This is a genomic window from Denitrificimonas caeni (genome assembly GCF_027498055.1).
Taxonomy (GTDB): domain Bacteria; phylum Pseudomonadota; class Gammaproteobacteria; order Pseudomonadales; family Pseudomonadaceae; genus Denitrificimonas.
Map to the genome: position 1 here is coordinate 2,755,178 of NZ_CP114976.1, position 16,065 is coordinate 2,771,242.

Genomic DNA, 16,065 nt, shown 5'->3' on the forward strand with positions numbered 1-16,065 from the left:
GATTATTCTGTGCATGCCTCTGGCTTTTCCGTCTAACGCTATTAACTTAAGCGTTGCGCGACTTGATAAAGCGGCGGTTGTGCCATACAGCTACAACCGCTGCGGGTTTTACCAGTCTACGGATTACTCTGTTCCATATACTTGAAAAACTCGTTGTCCGGCGTTAACACCAAGACATCGCCTTTATCAGCAAAGCTTTCGCGGTAGGCCATCAAACTGCGATAGAACGCATAGAACTCTGGGTCCAGACTATAGGCTTTGGCATAGATTTCCGTAGTTTTCGCATCACCATCACCTCGAATCTCTTCAGCTTCACGGTAAGCTTCTGCCAGTAATACTCGACGCTGACGATCCGCATCAGCACGAATACCTTCAGCCAGCTCCTGGCCTTTCGCACGGTGTTCACGGGCTTCACGGGCACGCTCGGAGCTCATACGCTCAAACACACTGAGGTTAACTTCTTTGGGCAAGTCAATGGACTTAACTCGCACATCAATCACCTCAATGCCCAGCTCTTTATGTGCCATGCGATTGAGCGAAGCAGTAATGTCCGCCATCAACTCATCACGTTGGCCACTGACCACTTCATGCAAAGTACGCTTACCAAACTGGTCACGCAAACCCGCTTCCAACCGACGCGCTAAACGCTCGTCAGCAACCTGCTTAATGCCTGAAGTTGCCGTGTAGTAACGATCAGCATCCGCCACTCGCCACTTAGCAAAAGCATCAACCATCACGGCTTTCTTTTCTAAGGTTAGAAAGCGTTGTGTTGGTGCATCTAAAGTCAGTAAGCGTGCATCAAACTTGCGCACTTGGTTAACATAAGGAATTTTAAAATGCAGACCAGGCTGCACATTAGCTTTTTCTACTTTTCCGAATTGCAGTAAGACTGCGCGCTCAGTTTGTTGAACAATATAAAAGCTGTTCCAACCCACCAGCGCCAATACGGCAATGACGACTAAAGCAAATATCGATTTATTACTCATTAACGGCTACCTCTGGCACGTAAGTCAGGCGTCAACGCATCAGCACCTAAACGCATAGTGCTTTCCATTGGGCTCACACCGCTACCTGAAGTACTGGACGGCTTTGCTGCTGTCTGATTACGGCTTTCCAGCATTTTATCCAACGGCAAATACAGCAAGCTATTCTGCCCTTGATCGCCAGTTAACAACACCTTGCTGCTGTTACTGAGCACTTCTTGCATAGTGTCTAAGTACAAGCGCTGACGAGTGACTTCCGGTGCTTTACGGTACTCTGCTACCAGCTTAGTAAAGCGGTCCGCCTCACCCTCAGCACGGGAGATCATTTCATCACGGTAACCATTGGCCTCTTCACGCAAACGCTGCGCTTGACCACGCGCCTCTGGGATCACACCATTGGCGTAGGTTTCCGCTTGGTTTTTCTCGCGTTGCTCATCTTCACGGGCACGAATCACATCATCAAAAGACTCTTGCACTTCACGCGGCGCTTGAGCATTTTGGACGTTCACCTGAGTAACTGTGATACCGGTGCGGTACATATCCAAGAAACGCTGCAGGCGCTCTTGCACTTCCACCGCTAGCACTTCTCGACCTTCTGTTAACACTTGGTCCATCGCTGTTGAGCCGACCACGTGGCGCAGTGCACTCTCAGTGGATTGCTGCAAACTGATTTCTGGGTTATCAACATTGAGCACAAAGTCTTGTAAATTATTGATTTTGTACTGCACCGTCAACGGCACTTCAATGATGTTTTCATCTTCAGTCAGCATTGGCCCTTGGCGTGTATAAGCACGCTCACGGGTAACGTTTTGCTCATATTTACGATCAAATGGCGGAAAGTAAATATTCAGACCCGGGCCCACGGTTTCATGGTACTTACCGAGACGCAAAATAACCGCCTGCTCTTGCTCATCTAACGAGTAAACAGCGGTATACAACCACATTCCAGCCAAAGCTATTAATATGATTGCGATTGCTGCAAAACCACCACCAGACCCGCTTGATCCAGGTTTTTTCTTACCGCCAAATAAGCTTTTCAGGTTATCTTGCAGTTTGCGAAGGGCTTCATCAAGATCAGGTGGTCCTTGTTTCTGGCCACCGCGCTTATTGCGGTCTCCCCAAGGATCCTGATTGTTTGAGTTACCACCCGGCTCATTCCAGGCCATAGTGTTCTCCATCTAATTTGAAAGGCAAAATGCGTACTAAATACGCACTATATTATAATTAATGATCGCTATAAACGCAGCGCTATGTTGAGCGCTACTGGGCGAACTGTGCAAAAAAGTCAGCGACTGTTATCCCTTCATGACTTAATAGCTTATCAAGCTCCATTTTTGCAACGCGCAATTTTAGTACACTCGTACCGTCTTCGGCATGGATTTCCTCTTGCACTGCATTTAAATCAAATAACTTTGCGCGCAAACGACTCTGTTGCTGGCTGAGGCGCACTGTAACAATATATATTTCCTCTTCCAACAACTCCGCAATAGCTTGCTGTAACAAGCCAATGCCTTGCTCTTTATAGGCAGAGATCCACACCCGAATCGGCTTACCCTCTTCGTCACGCTGGATATGCGGTTCAACGTTATCGAGCAAGTCAACTTTGTTGTACACCTCAAGCATGCGCACGTCGTCTGCTTCAATCTCTTGTAACACATTTTGCACCTGCTGAATCTGCTCATCACGTTCCGGTGATTGCGCGTCAATCATATGCAGCAACAAATCTGCATTCGCCGATTCTTCTAAGGTGGCGCGAAATGCCTCCACCAGCTTATGCGGCAAATGCCGAATAAAGCCCACAGTATCGGCTAAAGTCACTGCGCCCAACTCAGGTATTTGCACACGGCGTACCGTAGGGTCAAGGGTGGCAAACAATTGGTCTGCGGCATACACCTGTGACTCAGTGAGCAAGTTAAACAAAGTGGATTTGCCAGTATTGGTATAACCAACTAGGGAGATACTGGGCATATCTGCACGCTGGCGACTGCGCCGAGCAAGCTGACGTTGATTGCGTACCTTTTCCAAACGACTTTTAATTTGCCGTACACGCACGCGCAGCAAACGTCGATCAGATTCCAACTGTGTCTCACCGGGACCACGCAAACCAATCCCGCCCTGCTGGCGACTCAAGTCAGTACGACTGCGCACTAAACGGGTGCTGATATGTTCCAGCTGAGCCAGCTCAACCTGCAACTTACCTTCGTAGGTTTGCGCACGCTGAGCAAAAATATCGAGAATCAAACCAATTCTGTCCAAGACACGGCATTCTAGAGCACGCTCTAGATTGCGTTCTTGGCTGGGTGTTAAGGCATGATTAAATATGACCAGATCAGCGCCTTCACTCAATACCAACTGGCGCAGCTCTTCAACTTTGCCGGAGCCAATTAAAAAACGCGCAGTGGGTTGGTGACGGGAAACCTGGACAAAGCTTGCAACAACAGCTCCTGCTGAAACTGCAAGCTCTTGAAACTCATGAGGATCTTCTCGCAGCTCAGGTGCATTTCCATCCAAATGCACAAGAATGGCACGTTCACCTGAGTGCTCAGCGATCAAAATATTCTCCAACTAAGCGTCACCTGCATCTGTAATAGCTGCATCATCACTGGGCAAGCGCACTGGTCGGCCTGGCACAACGGTAGAAATAGCATGTTTGTAAACCATTTGACTGACAGTGTTTTTCAGCAAAATAACAAACTGGTCAAATGACTCGATCTGTCCTTGCAACTTAATACCGTTCACCAAGTAAATTGATACTGGCACGCGCTCTTTGCGCAAAAGGTTTAAGTAAGGGTCTTGTAGCGTATGCCCTTTTGACATGAGGTGTACTCCATTTTATAAAGTAAAAGTCTGTTCAGCGTGAATAACACTAACAAACTATAATTGCGCTCTGTTAGCTCTATATGGTGAGCTCTTCGAACTTTTTCAAGGCTTGTGACCTAGTATCGCACGATAAACTATCCAGCCACTGCACATCAGACCAACTGCGTAGCCAAGTAAACTGGCGTTTAGCCAATTGGCGGGTCGCAATAATGCCGCGCTCGATCATTTCTTCGTACGTATAATCTCCCTGCAAATACGCCCACGCCTGTCGATAACCGACAGCACGTATAGCGGGTAAGTCAGCATGCAAGTCGCCACGTCGCCACAACCCTTCGACCTCAGCAAGAAAGCCTTGTTCAAGCATCATGTGAAATCGTTGGGCAATACGCTCGTGTAAGACACTGCGCTGCTGCGGTGCAATTGCAAAGGTTAAGACATTATACGGTAATTCAAGCTGCTTAGATGCCTGTTTCTGCTGCTGTTGCTGAGCGCGCAATGCGGTCATGCTCTGCCCACTGACTCGCCATACCTCTAAAGCTCGCATCACTCGCTGCGGATCATTGCGATGAATTCGCTCTGCAGAGATTGGATCAACCCGTTGCAACTCAGCATACAGCGCATCCCAACCTTGCTCTGCAGCTTCGCGCTCTAAAGCCGCGCGCACTTGCGGATCCGCTGCCGGCATCGGCGCCAAGCCTTCTAGCAAAGCTTTGTAGTACAGCATAGTGCCGCCCACCAGCAGTGGGATACGGCCTCGCGCGCTGATGTCCGCCATGAGCGCCAAAGCATCCGCACGAAACTGCGCCGCCGAGTAACTTTGCGTGGGATCGAGAATATCCACCAAGTGATGTGGATAGGCTTGCAAAATATCCTGACTGGGCTTGGCGCTGCCGATATCCATCCCGCGATAAATCAAGGCCGAGTCAACACTGATAATTTCACAGGGCAATTCTTCAGCCAGCTGCAGTGCTAAAGCAGTTTTTCCAGACGCCGTCGGACCCATTAAAAAAATAGCGGGCGGCAACTTTTTGATCAAAGCATTCCCCTTGTTAATTCAACGCAGGCGGCCATCCAAAACCACTGTATGGATTGCCGCCTGACCAAGCTTATCGCTCTTATTGCGCCAGTAACTGGCCAATGGCTGGATCTTTAAAGACCCGCTGTAAAGCCTCACTCAAGACCAAACTGACCCACTCTGTATTGGTTTGCTCGTTCGGCGCTTTCACATAACCTTGTGTCAGTGTCGCCGCATAACGACCATTGTAGCTGCGCGAGCCATTCTTCACCGCCAGAGTAAATACCGCTTGCAGCTTGGCTTCTTTAAACAGCGGGTTATTCTCTACAGCTTTATAACTCAACTCAGTCAAGGTTAAATCGAGCTGAGCATTGTCACTGCCTTTGGCCATAGGGGTAAAACCAAGCATGCGTACTGCTGCGTCAGTCTCGGCCTGCAAGCGTGGTAAGAAGCTTGCTCCCTGCACACTAATTGCACTGGTATTGGCGTATAAACCACCACGGGTACCTATTACAGCAGATGCTCGGCCATCACTGACCCGCACAGTCACCGGCTGCCCCTGCCCCACTGCGCTCACTTGCCCAGAAAAACGCGGCTCTGGCTTTAAATACTGCGGGCTTAAACCACAGCCACTTAAAACACCGGTCAGTACAACTGCGGCACCCAATACTATGTAACGCAACATAATTTTATTTCCTTTAAAAGCCCATCTGAACAAACAACGTCTGACTGCGCCCAGTATACTTGCACAACGCAAGGCGCTGCGGACAAATTCCGCATTTTCAACGATGAAATTATACTGCAAGCCGTCTTCTTTACTGTTTTCTACGACCTTTCGACTAAAGATTTTTAGCACGGAAGATCGTTTTTTATATTTTCATCGTTATAATTACCAACCAACTATAAATGGCATCCCCCTCATTTACGCTTTCACCCTGTTTTTTACTGCGCAAAGCTTTAAAACAGAAGGATTGCCAAGTGCCTATTTATCGGCGCACAGGCCTAGGCTGAATGAAAACCTGTACAATTAAGCCTTCACCTGCGGCCTGTTCCAGTGCCTATAGTAAAAGTTTTTTAAAGATCCGCTACTCCAAAAGATGGCGGGAAACGGTTTCACAACTTCACAAGAGTGTGGCAAGCAATGAATAGTTTGGCGTTTACAGTTCCGTGCACCAACAGCCCTCCACCTTGCAACGGTTACAGCATTTGCAATTGCGCAATATTCTAACCCCTACTTTGGTGAGCTACAGTTGCTCTGTAGCGCCCAAAAGATGCTTTTTGGAGACGTACTGATGGCACAAGATAATCAAGCAAACTTGGATATATTGCTGGTAGGAGCCGGCATTATGAGCTCAACTTTAGCAACTCTGCTGAAAGAGCTAGACCCAAGCCTGCGCTTAGAAATTGTTGAGCAGATGGAAGATGGAGCCATGGAGAGCTCCAACCCATGGAATAACGCTGGTACCGGCCACGCTGGGCTTTGCGAGCTCAACTACACCCCGCAAGCAGAAGATGGCTCTATTGATATTTCCAAGGCAATTAATATCAATGCCATGTTTGAAGAGTCCAAGCAGTTTTGGGCGCACTTAGTGGAAACTGGCACTTTTGGTGACCCAGATACGTTCATTCACCCAGTGCCCCATATGAGTTTTGTGCAAGGCAAAGACAATATTGCTTTCCTACAAAAACGCGCTGAGCTGCTAAAAGCTCACCATGCTTTTGAAAAAATCGAATTCACCACTGATAAAGCGCTAATGGCGCAATGGCTGCCATTAATGATGGCTGCGCGCAGTGAAGATGAAGAAATCGCTGCAACCCATATCAGTAACGGCACTGACGTTAACTTTGGCGCTTTAACTAAGCAGTTACTGAGCTATTTAGACCAGCAAGACAGCAGCACCCTGACCTACAAGAGCAAAGTAGTGGGCCTTGAGCGTTGCGCGCAGGGTTGGCAAGTTAACATTAAAAACCTTGTCACCGGCCAACAGCGCACCATCACTTCACGTTTTGTCTTCCTCGGTGCCGGCGGTGCCGCATTACCACTGTTGCAAAAGTCTGGTATTCCGGAAAGCAAAGGCTACGGCGGCTTCCCAGTCAGCGGGCAATGGTTACGCTGTGACAATCCCGCAGTGGTTGAGCAGCATCAAGCTAAGGTGTATAGCCTTGCCGCAGTGGGCTCACCACCGATGTCTGTGCCGCACCTAGACACCCGAGTAATTGATGGCAAAAAATCATTACTGTTTGGCCCTTATGCGGGATTCACGACGAAGTTCTTAAAACACGGTTCTTTCTTAGACCTACCCATGTCCGTACGCCTGAGCAATATCTGGCCGATGCTGGCAGTGGGCCGCGACAACATGGATCTGACCCGTTACTTAATCAGTGAAGTGCGCCAATCAATGGAACAGCGCTTAGACTCCTTACGCCGTTTCTATCCACAGCTTGACCCAGCTGACTGGAAATTAGAAATCGCTGGCCAGCGTGTACAAATCATCAAAAAAGATGCGAAGAAAGGCGGTAAATTGCAGTTTGGTACTGAACTCGTAACCTCTGCTGATGGTTCTCTAGCGGCGCTACTGGGTGCCTCACCGGGCGCATCAGTAACTGTATCCATCATGCTGGACTTAATTAAGCGCTGCTTCCCTGAGCAGCATAAGTCTGCCGCGTGGACAGAAAAGCTAGCAGCAATTTTCCCAGCCCCTTTAAAAGAGCTGGAAACCAACGCTGAATTGTACCGCAACACGCAAGAACGCTCTGACGCGCTATTAAAATTACGTTAAGCCACTAAAAAGCCCGCGCTATCAAGGACAACCACAATGGTTTTGCTTGATAGCGCGGGCTTTATATTATCAGTCAGATAGCCCACTGAGCTTAAGCACTGCAATGGCGGCTAACAGATCAGTCTCTAAAGTTATCAAACTGCAAAGGCATACCCAATTCTTTGCTGCGCAGCAGCGCTATGGCCTCTTGCAAATCATCACGTTTCTTACCGGTAATGCGCACTTGTTCGCCTTGAATCGAGGCCTGCACTTTCAGCTTAGCCTCTTTCACAGTCGCTACAATTTTCTTTGCCAGCTCCTTATCAATACCTTCGCGCATGATAACTTCTTGCTTAACGACCTTACCTGAGCCATACGACTCCTTGTATTCTAAGCACTGAATATCAACTTTGCGCTTCACCAGCGCCAGCTTAACAATTTCAATCAACTGCTCAAGCATAAAGTCTGCATCTGCAGTTAAGGTGATGGTTTTATCTTTAAATTCAATGCTGGCTTTACCACGTAAATCATAGCGACGCTCAAGCTCTTTTGCGGCATTATCCATAGCATTGGTAACTTCATGTGTATTGAGCTCTGAAACAACATCAAACGAGGGCATTACTTCCTCCAAATCTATCTATATTGCATCTAAAAAAAGTACTTCTTCACAAGTACAAGCAAGAACACTTGCAATCGCATTGTGCCACTAGGTATAAGTACTGCCTATTATTGCTTATTTCCATGTTTTATCTACCAGCGGTCCAACCATGCCCAATCCCCTTTTAAGCATCCTTGTTGTGGATGATGCCAAGTTTTCCAGCCTCATGATAGGCCGCGCATTAAACCAAGCAGGCTATACAGATGTGCGTTTTGCTAGCAGCGCCACAGAAGCCATTCAGCAACTGGAAGAGCGCCCAGCAGGTATTTTACTCGCCGACTGGCTGATGCCTGAAACAGACGGTTTGGAACTCACCGCACAAGTGCGCCAGCATGACGAGCTGCACGATCATTACACCTATGTCATTTTACTGACCGGCAAAGAGGGCGATAATGCTCTAGCCCATGCTTTTGACCATGGCGTTGATGACTTTATCAGTAAAGCGGCGATGAATGAGCAGTTGGTACCACGGGTGCTGGCTGCAGACCGCCTCTACAACACACTGACCCGCCTAACTAGAGACAAACAGCTGCTCATGCGCAATATAGCCGCTCTGGAATCACGCAACCAAGTTGACCCACTCACGGGCCTAGGCAATGCACGCCTCCTCAAGCAAATGCTGACTAAAAACTTGCAGCAAGTTGAATCCCGCGGCGGCAGCCTGTGCTATTTACTGATTGGGGTAGAAAACCTCGCCAGCTTAGCGCAGCAATATGGTCGCACCATCCATAAAGAGCTACTGCGTTCGATCGCACAACGGTTACAGCAGTTGGTGCGACCTCTGGATGTTTTAGTGCGCCTTGATGGTAACCATTTTGCTTTACTGACCCACTTGGGTGACTCTCAAGAGTATTCACCCGCCAGCTTTAAGCGCATCCACGATGGTTTAAATATCAAATCGTTTAAAACCAGCGCAGGTTTTATCAACCTAAAAACCGGCATTTGTTTAGTAACGCTAAGCAATAAAGCATTGCCTATGCAACCCGAGCAAGTCACCGAACTGGCTGAAAAAAACCTGCCCAACTCCTATAATAGTGGGCGCATTAATGCACTGCACTTAAACGCCCCGCTGCCCGTGTAATTCAGTGACTTGGCATATTTTAGGCGCTGGCAGCCTGGGTTGCTTGTGGGCCGCACGACTCGCAGCGCAGCAGCAATCCGTGCATTTAGTGCTACGCAATCCAGACTCAATAGCACACTATCAACAAACACCTGGCGTTGCCCTCAGCGATGCCTCGCGCCAGCACAGCCATCACTACCCGGTCAGTGCGCAACTCGCTGATCACCCACAGCCCATTCATAAACTGCTGCTGGCCTGCAAAGCCTATGATGCTGAAGCGGCCATTGCCCAAGTCGCCCACCGCCTTGGGCAACACAGTTTGGTTATTCTTTTGCAAAATGGTTTAGGCAGTCAGCAAGCCATTCAAGCGCAGCTGCCAACTGTGCGCTGCATTGCCGCCTCCACTACTGAAGGCGCCTACTTGGCTGAGCCTTTCCACTCAGTGTTTGCTGGTGCAGGCCATACGTGGCTAGGTGATCTCCGTCCCGACAAGCAAGACGTGCCACAAGAGTTACTGGCCAATTGCCAAGCTGCGGGTATCCACTGCAGCTGGACGCCGCATATCGCTGAACACTTATGGCGCAAGTTAGCCATTAATTGTGCCATCAATCCCCTGACGGTACTGCACAATTGCCGCAACGGCGAGCTGCTAACCCACGCGCCACAGATCAATACCCTGTGCGCCGAACTGCAACAACTGTTAACCGCTGCCGGGCAAGCTGCGGCCAGCGTTGATTTGCTCCAACAGGTGTGGACTGTGATTGACAAAACCGCCGCCAATTCATCCTCCATGCGCCAAGATGTAGCGCACCAACGCCGTACCGAGATCAGCTACATTACTGGCTTTGCTTGCGCCCAGAGCAAGGCTCTTGGGTGTTACACTCCCACCTTAAACACCTTGCACGCCAAGCTCAAAGCAACTTTAGCAGCGCGCGGCTTAGCAAGTACTTAATGCATTGAAACAGGACATTGATCAGCATGGGTTACCGACTGAGTAAGATTTATACACGTACTGGCGATGATGGACAAACAGGCCTCGCCGACGGCCGCCGGGTCAACAAAAGCCATCCGCGCATCGAAGCCATTGGCGCGCTAGATGAATTCAACAGTCAACTGGGCTTACTCCTAGCTGAGCTGGAAGAACAGCAAAGTCAGGCGCCAAAGCTTGAAGAAATTATTACCGTACTGGCGCCCTGCCAACACCGACTGTTTGATCTAGGCGGTGAGTTGGCCATGCCTGAGTACCAAGCGCTGCAAGCTGATGAGATCACCCGTATCGAGCAAGCTATTGATGCTTGGAATGTGCAAGTGGGCCCACTGAAAGAGTTTATTCTGCCCGGTGGCTCGCGCTTAATCGCCCAAGCTCACGTATGCCGCAGTAGTGCTCGCTTGGCCGAGCGCCGCTGCCAAGCCTTGCACAGCAGCGAAGCTTTACGCCCGGAAGTACTGGGTTATATCAATCGTATTTCCGATCTATTGTTTGTTGCCGCCCGCCTGATCGCCCAGTACCAAGAGCGCTCTGAAATTCACTGGCAAGCAGCAGAAAAACCGCTATAAGCGCTGCGGCCAAAACCCTCGAATGGCGGCCACCCCTTGGCCACCCACCGCACGTGCCTGCGCCAGCTCCTGCTCAGTCAAGCCTCCGAGCAGGAAAACTGGGGCATTAAACTGTCGCAATAACGCTTGCGCCATATCCCACCCTAAAGGCTCGGCATGAGGATGCGTTTGTGTTGGTAAAACCGGTGACAAAGTCACAAAATCCACCTCAAGAGCTGCGGCCAAAGCCAACTCCTGCGCATCATGGCACGACGCAGCCAGCCAACGCCCTGACGCTATAGGTCGCTGCTGTCCTGAGAACTCATGCAATTGCTGCGCAGTTAGATGCCAGCCAGCCTCAGGCAATTCGGCCAGCCACGCCAGCTCACCTTTCAACATCAAGTGCGCGCGCCCAGCACACAGCGCCTGCAGCCGTCGCGCTAACGCCTGATACTCTAACTTAGGCAAATGCGCAGCGCGCAGCTGTAAAAGCTCACAGCCAGCCGCCAAGGCTTGTTCAGCGCCACTGTAAAGCTGCTCAACTGAGACACCTTCTGGAGTAATAAAATACTTCTGTGGCAACTGCGCAGCACTAACAATGGTGCGGTTCGCTGCAGGGAACTGATACTCAGGCAAAGCACTGGTGGCAACCCAGCGCACTTCCTGCCCTTCGGCTCCATACGCCTCACCATGAAAATCCAACACTTCATACACATCAAGCAGCACATGCACATCAGGGTAGTTATGGCGCACTTGAATCAGCGGCTGCGCTGCGGCCATAACAATTCCCAGCTCCTCATCCAGCTCACGGGCCAGCGCCTGCTGCGGACTTTCGCCCGCCTCACACTTACCGCCAGGAAACTCCCAAAGCCCACCCATATGCTTATCGCTCGGGCGCAGAGCCAACAGAATCTGCTGCTTAGCATTGCGAATGACTGCAGCAACCACATGCACGCGCTTACTCATAAATACTCATCCAATGGCTCAATGCAGCTGATTAGGAGCGGTATTCCGCATTGATGCGCACATACTCATGGGAAAGATCCGTGGTCCAAATCGTTTCATGGCAGCTGCCACGCTCCAGTTCAATACGAATCAAAATTTCCGCCTGCTGCATAACCGCAGCACCTTGCTCTTCGGTATAAGCTTGGGCTCGGCCACCATGGGCAACAATACAAACATCATCCAGATACACATTAACTTGCTCAGTATCTAAGTCTTTAATACCGGCATAACCAATGGCTGCAACAATACGCCCCCAGTTTGGATCAGAGGCAAACAACGCTGTCTTAATCAACGGCGAGTGCGCCACCGCATAGGCAACATCCAAACACTCTTGCTGATGCGCGCCACCATGCACTTGTACAGTAACAAACTTAGTAGCACCTTCACCGTCACGCACAATGGCTTGCGCAAGCTGCATGGCTACCTGGTTAATGGCCTCACGCAAGGCCTCATAGAGCTCACCCTGAGGCTCAGTAATAGTGGCTACGGCAGCTTGCCCAGTGGCAACTAAAATGCATGAATCATTGGTCGAAGTATCACCATCAATGGTGATGCGGTTAAACGACTTATTTGCCGCGTCATGCAAAATATTTTGCAAAACCTCCTGACTCACAGCAGCGTCAGTAGCAATGTACCCCAGCATAGTGGCCATATTTGGGCGAATCATCCCAGCGCCTTTACTTATGCCGGTAACCGTCAGGGTCACCTCGCCGTGCTGAAACTGCACGCTGGCACCCTTCGGCAAGGTATCCGTGGTCATGATGCCTTCGGCGGCCAAAGCCCAGTTATCTTCACGCAAATCTGCCAGCGCCGCCGGCAAAGCAGCGGTAATTTTTTCTACGGGCAACTGTTCACCAATAACCCCAGTGGAGAAAGGCAACACCTGCTGCAGCGGGCAGCCAACTAAATCAGCCAATTGCTGACACACTGCATTTGCCGCCTGCAAACCTAAGTCACCGGTGGCGGCATTGGCATTGCCAGTATTGACGACTAAATAACGGGGCGCAGACTGCATACGCTGCTTACATAAAATGACCGGTGCGGCACAAAAAGCATTTTGCGTATAGACGCCTGCTACACTGCTGCCTTCAGCGCAGCGCATCACGACCACATCGCGGCGGCCTACTGCTTTAATCCCAGCACTGGCTATACCTAACTCAAAGCCTGCTACAGGATGCATTTTTGGTAAATCACCTAATCCAACCGCCATACGATTTCTCCGCTCAATCTAATGCGCTCTGCGCGAAAAGAAACGCCGCACACAGATCTATTCTGGTGCGGCGTACATCTCAATAAACAATCACTACAAACTGCTCAGACGGCTCTATTGCCTTAGCTAATACGACCACAGCAATGTTTGTATTTTTTACCTGAGCCACAAGTACAGGGCTGGTTACGCCCAACCTTTGGCTCATTGCGCACTGGCGCGGCAGCCACTACAGGCTCAGTTTCTTCTCCATCGTCTGCGGCTGAATCTTCAAAAACAGCCGTTTCTTCATGCTGAAACTGCATACGTTGCGCCATTTCTTCAGCACGCTGACGTGCGCGCTCGGCTTCTTCTTCTGGATCTTCTTGGCGAATCTGCACATTGGATAACACGCGGATTGAGTCACGCTTAATCGAATCCAGTAGATCACGGAACAAGTTAAAGGACTCACGCTTGTACTCTTGCTTTGGATTCTTTTGTGCATAACCACGCAAGTGAATACCGTGCCGCAAGTGGTCCATCGCTGCTAAGTGATCTTTCCATAAATCATCCAACACCCGCAGAATAATTTGCTTCTCAAAGTTACGTAAACCTTCAGCACCAACCAAGGCTTCTTTTTCAGCATAAGCGGCTACAACTTGATTTTGAATCCGCTCCAGCAAGGTGTCTTCGTACAAAGTATCATCCGCATCCAGCCATTCTTGCACCGGCAACTGTACGCCAAAACCTTCGGCTAAAGCCTCTTCCAAGCCAGCAATATCCCATTGTTCAGGTAGCGACTGCGGTGGAATAAACTGCGCTATAGTGCTGGATAAAACCTCATATCTAAACTCAGTAACGACATCACCGACATCATCCGTTGAGAGCAAGTCATTGCGCATGTGGTAAATCACTTTACGCTGCTCGTTAGCCACGTCGTCGTACTCAAGCAATTGCTTGCGCATGTCGAAGTTACGCCCTTCAACCTTACGCTGGGCTTTTTCAATGGCGTTGCTAACCATGCGGTGCTCAATGGCTTCGCCTTCCTTCATGCCCAAGGCTTTCATAAAGTTTTTCACCCGGTCAGAGGCGAAAATACGCATTAAACTGTCTTCCAGCGACAAGTAAAAGCGCGTTGAACCTGGGTCACCTTGACGACCAGAACGACCACGCAACTGGTTATCAATTCGGCGCGACTCATGGCGCTCGGTGGCAATCACATGCAAACCACCGGCTTCAATCACCTGCTGATGGCGCTTTTGCCAGCTGGCTTTAATGTCAGCAATCTGTTCTTCAGTGGGGTCTTCCAGCCCAGCCACTTCTGCTTCCCAGCTGCCGCCCAACACGATATCGGTACCGCGACCAGCCATATTGGTAGCAATGGTGATTGAACCTGGACGGCCTGCCTGAGCAATAATATCGGCCTCTAAGTCGTGATGTTTTGCGTTCAGTACCTTGTGTTCAATACCTTCCGCTTTCAGCACTTCAGAAATATGCTCAGAGCTGTCAATGGAGGCAGTACCCACTAACACCGGACGACCTTGCTCTTGGCATTCGCGGATATCAGCGATAATGGCTAGATATTTTTCTGGCTGCGTTAAAAACACCAAATCATTGTGGTCAATTCGCGCAACTTTACGGTGCGTTGGGATAACAGTGACATCTAAGCCGTAAATCTGTCTGAACTCAAAGGCTTCAGTGTCAGCCGTACCCGTCATGCCCGAAAGCTTTTCGTATAAACGGAAGTAGTTCTGGAAAGTGGTCGAAGCCAGAGTTTGGCTTTCTGGGTGAATATGCACACCTTCTTTGGCTTCAATGGCTTGGTGCAAGCCTTCTGATAAACGACGCCCGTGCATGGTGCGGCCGGTATGCTCATCAACCAGCACCACCTCACCATTTTGTAAAATATACTCAACGTTACGGTGAAACAGCGTGTGTGCACGCAAGCCGGCATTGACGTGGGTTAGCAAGCTCAGGTTGCTCGAAGAGTACAACGACTCATGCTCAGCCAACAGGCCCATTTCTGTAAGCTTTTCTTCAATATACTGGTGACCGGCTTCGTTCAGCTCTACTTGGCGGCTTTCTTCATCAATGGTGTAGTGGCCGTCCTCCAGCACTTGCTCATCTTCACCCACTAAATGACGTTTCAAGGTAGGGATAATCAAGTTGATTTTTTTATACAACTCAGAGCTGTCTTCGGCTTGACCAGAAATAATCAAAGGCGTACGCGCCTCATCAATTAAGATCGAGTCCACTTCATCAATGACGGCAAAGTGCAATTCGCGCTGGAATTTCTCTTCTAGGCTAAACGCCATATTGTCGCGCAGGTAGTCAAACCCAAATTCGTTATTGGTACCGTAGGTAATATCGCTGGCATAGGCGGCGCGCTTATCTTCTGGATCTTGGAAAGGCACAACGACGCCAACACTCAAGCCCAAAAACTCATACAAAGGACGCATCCAATTGGCGTCACGGCGCGCTAGATAGTCGTTGACCGTCACCACATGCACACCTTTACCCGGCAGTGCATTTAAATAGACCGCCAAGGTTGCCACTAACGTTTTACCCTCACCGGTGCGCATTTCGGCAATCTTGCCTGCATGCAAGGTTTGCCCACCAATCAGCTGTACATCAAAGTGGCGCATCCCCATGACACGCTTACTGGCTTCTCGCACCACTGCGAAAGCTTCAGGCAGGAGTTTATTAAGACTTTCACCACCCGCAAAACGCTCACGAAACTCATTGGTTTTAGCTTGCAACTGCTCATCGGACAGAGCCACCATCTGCTCTTCAAGCGCATTAATGGTATTCACCACTTTATACATGCGTTTGACATCACGATCGTTTTTGCTTCCAAGGAGCTTTCTGAATAAGGGCGCGAACATAATTAATAACGTTTCCATTTTTGGGGGTGAAGGCGCGTAAGTCGTACTGCACTCACCCGCACAAAAAATCCATTCTACCCGTATTTGCTAGCGAATAAAGTAGCCTTTATCAACACGCATACTTACCGGGCAGTTAATATAATTCCTAAACCACAGCC

General features: G+C 49.7%; 14 protein-coding genes. 4 read left to right on the plus strand and 10 right to left on the minus strand.

Annotated elements, in window-relative coordinates:
* Positions 1-116 precede the first annotated feature (116 nt).
* The 6 genes from hflC to O6P33_RS12820 form a co-directional block, all read right to left on the minus strand.
* Positions 117-986, minus strand: a complete 870-nt coding sequence (hflC, locus tag O6P33_RS12795) for a protease modulator HflC (protein WP_269818152.1) — start codon at positions 984-986, stop codon at positions 117-119.
* Complete coding sequence (gene hflK, locus O6P33_RS12800; protein WP_269818153.1) at positions 986-2,149, minus strand: FtsH protease activity modulator HflK; 1,164 nt, start codon at positions 2,147-2,149, stop codon at positions 986-988. The genes hflC and hflK overlap by 1 nt, the downstream gene beginning before the upstream one ends.
* 94 nt (positions 2,150-2,243) lie before the next feature.
* Positions 2,244-3,539: a ribosome rescue GTPase HflX gene (hflX, locus tag O6P33_RS12805; protein WP_269819540.1), complete on the minus strand. Its 1,296-nt coding sequence runs from the start codon at positions 3,537-3,539 to the stop codon at positions 2,244-2,246.
* A 9-nt stretch (positions 3,540-3,548) separates the two neighbouring features.
* Positions 3,549-3,800, minus strand: a complete 252-nt coding sequence (gene hfq / locus O6P33_RS12810) for an RNA chaperone Hfq (protein ID WP_269818154.1) — start codon at positions 3,798-3,800, stop codon at positions 3,549-3,551.
* 79 nt (positions 3,801-3,879) lie between these two features.
* The gene (gene miaA / locus O6P33_RS12815; RefSeq protein ID WP_269819541.1) at positions 3,880-4,836 is read right to left on the minus strand and encodes a tRNA (adenosine(37)-N6)-dimethylallyltransferase MiaA; all 957 of its coding nucleotides are present in this window, start codon (positions 4,834-4,836) and stop codon (positions 3,880-3,882) included.
* Between the two features lie 82 nt (positions 4,837-4,918).
* On the minus strand, positions 4,919-5,503 hold the full coding sequence (locus O6P33_RS12820; protein WP_269818155.1) for a YajG family lipoprotein: 585 nt from the start codon (positions 5,501-5,503) through the stop codon (positions 4,919-4,921).
* Between the two features lie 586 nt (positions 5,504-6,089).
* On the opposite strand from O6P33_RS12820, the gene mqo reads away from it, so the two are divergent.
* Positions 6,090-7,598: a malate dehydrogenase (quinone) gene (gene mqo, locus O6P33_RS12825; protein ID WP_420094946.1), complete on the plus strand. Its 1,509-nt coding sequence runs from the start codon at positions 6,090-6,092 to the stop codon at positions 7,596-7,598.
* 118 nt (positions 7,599-7,716) lie between these two features.
* Here mqo and O6P33_RS12830 read toward each other — a convergent pair whose 3' ends face one another.
* Positions 7,717-8,196 carry a YajQ family cyclic di-GMP-binding protein gene (locus O6P33_RS12830; protein ID WP_269818157.1) on the minus strand — a complete coding sequence of 160 codons (480 nt, stop codon included), beginning with the start codon at positions 8,194-8,196 and terminating at the stop codon, positions 7,717-7,719.
* A 148-nt stretch (positions 8,197-8,344) separates the two neighbouring features.
* Here O6P33_RS12830 and O6P33_RS12835 point away from each other — a divergent pair, with 148 nt between their 5' ends.
* Genes O6P33_RS12835 through O6P33_RS12845 form a run of 3 tightly spaced genes read left to right on the plus strand, consistent with a single transcriptional unit; the run spans position 8,345 to position 10,852 of the window.
* A complete protein-coding gene (locus O6P33_RS12835) occupies positions 8,345-9,316 on the plus strand; it encodes a response regulator (RefSeq protein WP_269818158.1) in 972 nt (323 codons plus the stop codon).
* Positions 9,317-9,320: 4 nt separating this feature from the next.
* Positions 9,321-10,247, plus strand: a complete 927-nt coding sequence (locus O6P33_RS12840) for a putative 2-dehydropantoate 2-reductase (protein ID WP_269818159.1) — start codon at positions 9,321-9,323, stop codon at positions 10,245-10,247.
* Positions 10,248-10,273: 26 nt separating this feature from the next.
* A complete protein-coding gene (locus O6P33_RS12845) occupies positions 10,274-10,852 on the plus strand; it encodes a cob(I)yrinic acid a,c-diamide adenosyltransferase (RefSeq protein ID WP_269818160.1) in 579 nt (192 codons plus the stop codon).
* Here O6P33_RS12845 and O6P33_RS12850 read toward each other — a convergent pair.
* From O6P33_RS12850 to secA, 3 genes are all read right to left on the minus strand, one after another.
* Positions 10,847-11,797, minus strand: coding sequence for a Nudix family hydrolase (locus tag O6P33_RS12850; protein WP_269818161.1), 951 nt, complete (start codon positions 11,795-11,797; stop codon positions 10,847-10,849). The genes O6P33_RS12845 and O6P33_RS12850 overlap by 6 nt on opposite strands.
* A gap of 31 nt (positions 11,798-11,828) precedes the next feature.
* The gene (gene argJ / locus O6P33_RS12855; protein ID WP_269818162.1) at positions 11,829-13,046 is read right to left on the minus strand and encodes a bifunctional glutamate N-acetyltransferase/amino-acid acetyltransferase ArgJ; all 1,218 of its coding nucleotides are present in this window, start codon (positions 13,044-13,046) and stop codon (positions 11,829-11,831) included.
* Between the two features lie 122 nt (positions 13,047-13,168).
* The gene (gene secA, locus O6P33_RS12860) at positions 13,169-15,907 is read right to left on the minus strand and encodes a preprotein translocase subunit SecA (RefSeq protein WP_269818163.1); all 2,739 of its coding nucleotides are present in this window, start codon (positions 15,905-15,907) and stop codon (positions 13,169-13,171) included.
* Positions 15,908-16,065 lie beyond the last annotated feature (158 nt).

Excerpts from the sequence above, each read along its gene's own strand:
- hflC (WP_269818152.1), bottom strand. The coding sequence starts at position 986 with ATGAGTAATAAATCGATATTTGCTTTAGTCGTCATTGCCGTATTGGCG.
- hflK (WP_269818153.1), bottom strand. The coding sequence starts at position 2,149 with ATGGCCTGGAATGAGCCGGGTGGTAACTCAAACAATCAGGATCCTTGG.
- hfq (WP_269818154.1), bottom strand. The coding sequence starts at position 3,800 with ATGTCAAAAGGGCATACGCTACAAGACCCTTACTTAAACCTTTTGCGC.
- O6P33_RS12820 (WP_269818155.1), bottom strand. The coding sequence starts at position 5,503 with ATGTTGCGTTACATAGTATTGGGTGCCGCAGTTGTACTGACCGGTGTT.
- mqo (WP_420094946.1), top strand. The coding sequence starts at position 6,090 with ATGCTTTTTGGAGACGTACTGATGGCACAAGATAATCAAGCAAACTTG.
- O6P33_RS12830 (WP_269818157.1), bottom strand. The coding sequence starts at position 8,196 with ATGCCCTCGTTTGATGTTGTTTCAGAGCTCAATACACATGAAGTTACC.
- O6P33_RS12835 (WP_269818158.1), top strand. The coding sequence starts at position 8,345 with ATGCCCAATCCCCTTTTAAGCATCCTTGTTGTGGATGATGCCAAGTTT.
- O6P33_RS12845 (WP_269818160.1), top strand. The coding sequence starts at position 10,274 with ATGGGTTACCGACTGAGTAAGATTTATACACGTACTGGCGATGATGGA.
- O6P33_RS12850 (WP_269818161.1), bottom strand. The coding sequence starts at position 11,797 with ATGAGTAAGCGCGTGCATGTGGTTGCTGCAGTCATTCGCAATGCTAAG.
- argJ (WP_269818162.1), bottom strand. The coding sequence starts at position 13,046 with ATGGCGGTTGGATTAGGTGATTTACCAAAAATGCATCCTGTAGCAGGC.
- secA (WP_269818163.1), bottom strand. The coding sequence starts at position 15,907 with ATGTTCGCGCCCTTATTCAGAAAGCTCCTTGGAAGCAAAAACGATCGT.